This window comes from Nonomuraea sp. NPDC050153, from assembly GCF_044460125.1.
Taxonomy (GTDB): Bacteria; Actinomycetota; Actinomycetes; order Streptosporangiales; family Streptosporangiaceae; genus Nonomuraea.
Map to the genome: position 1 here is coordinate 1 of NZ_JBITJQ010000089.1, position 1,979 is coordinate 1,979.

At 70.9% G+C, this 1,979-nt stretch carries 1 protein-coding gene; it reads left to right on the forward strand.

Annotated elements, in window-relative coordinates; genetic code table 11:
• Nucleotides 1-57: 57 nt before the first annotated feature.
• The coding region (locus ACIBQ1_RS61790; RefSeq protein ID WP_397292875.1) for a condensation domain-containing protein at nt 58-1,979 on the forward strand (1,922 nt) is incomplete at its 3' end.

Consider the following 1,979-nt stretch of genomic DNA (forward strand, 5'->3'; position numbering starts at 1 on the left):
CCGGGTGAGGTCAGTGCGGTGCTGGCGGGTTGTCCGGGAGTCGGGCAGGTCGCGGTGGTGGCACGGGAGGACGCGCCGGGGGATGTGCGGTTGGTCGCCTATGTGGTCCCGGCCGATCTGCGTGGAGAGGCGGGTGTTGCGGATTCCGCCGGTTCCCGTCTGGGTGACGTGGTGCGGGACTTCTTGGGTGAGCGGTTGCCGGAGTACATGGTGCCGTCGGCGGTGATGGTGCTGGAGGCGTTGCCGCGCAACGCCAACGGCAAGCTGGATCGTGACGCGCTGCCGGTTCCTGGGCACGCGGCCGGGGCGGGGCGCGGGCCCGTCAACGCCCGGGAGGAGGTGGTGTGCGCGGCGTTCGCCGAAGTGCTCGGCGTGGAGAGCGTGGGTGTCGATGACGACTTCTTCGCGCTGGGCGGGCAGTCGCTGCTGGCGATCCGCCTGGTGGCGTTGTTGCAGGCGCGGGCGGTGTCGGTGTCGGTACGGTCGTTCTTCCAGGCGCCCACGCCGGCGGGGCTGGCGCGGTCGGCCGGCGAAGTGCGGGTGGAGGTGCCGGAGAACCGCATCCCGCTCGGTGCGACGGTGATCACGCCCGAGATGTTGCCTCTGGTGGATCTGTCCGTGGAGGAGATCGGCCGGTTGGTGGCGACGGTCGAGGGTGGTGCGGCGAACGTCGCCGATGTCTATCCGTTGGCGCCGCTGCAGGAGGGGTTGCTGTTCCATCATCTTCTGGCCGACGGTGGTGAGGACGCGTACGTGATGCCGACGGTCCTGGAGTTCGACTCCCGCGAGCGGCTGGACGCGTTCACGGACGCGTTGCAGCGGGTGGTGGACCGGCATGACGTCTACCGCACGTCGATCGTGTGGGAAGGGCTGCGCGAGCCGGTGCAGGTGGTGTGGCGGCGCGCGGTCCTGCCGGTCGAGGAGGTGACGCTGGACGCGCAGGGCGATGAGCTGGTCGAGCGACTGGTGGAGGCCGTCGGACAGGTGATGGACCTGGGGCGGGCACCGCTGATGAGCGTGCACGTCACCCCGGTGCCGGGCACCGGCCGGTGGCTGGGGCTGGTGCGGACGCATCACATCGTGCGTGACCACACGGCGCTGGAGATCGTCCTGAGGGAGGTACGGGCGATCCTCACCCGCCGTGAAGGCACGCTGACCCGGCCGCTGCCGTTCCGGAACTTCGTGGCCCAGGCCCGCGGGGCGGTGCGGCGTGAGGAGCACGCACGGTACTTCGCGGACCTGCTCGGCGACGTGACCGAGCCGACCGCCCCGTTCGGCATGGTGGACATCCGCGGCGACGGTGCCGGGGCGGTGCGGAAAGTGGTGCCGTTCCCGGCGGAGCTGCACAGCAGGCTGCTTGAGGTGGCGCGGCGGGTGGGGGCGAGTCCGGCGACGTTGCTGCATGTGGCGTGGGCGCGGGCGCTGGCGGCGGTGTCCGGGCGCGACGATGTGGTGTTCGGTACGGTCCTGTTCGGCCGGATGAACGCGGGGACCGGCTCCGACCAGGTCCCGGGGCCGTACATGAACACGTTGCCGGTGCGGGTGCGTACCGATGGGGTGGGTGTGCTGGGGGCCGTGTCGGCGATGCGTGGGCAGCTGGCCGGGTTGCTGGAGCATGAGCATGCGCCGTTGACGCTGGCGCAGCAGGCCAGTGGGGTGTCGGGGGATCTGCCGCTGTTCACCGCGCTGTTCAACTACCGGCACAACACCGCGCCGCCCAGGGAACAGCGACAGGACGGCGCCGCTGACGGGGCACTCGACGGGATCAGCCTCGTGTACCTGCGCGAGCGCACCAACTATCCGCTGCTGGTGTCGGTGGATGACGACGGGGATCGGATCTCGCTGGCGGTGGATGCGGTCGCGCCGATCGATCCAGGGGCGGTGGGTGTGCTGGTGCGCACTGCCGTCGGGAACCTGGTGGGGGCGTTGGAGGACTGTCTGGCGGGTGGGCCGGAGGTTGCGCTGGGTTCGGTGGCGGT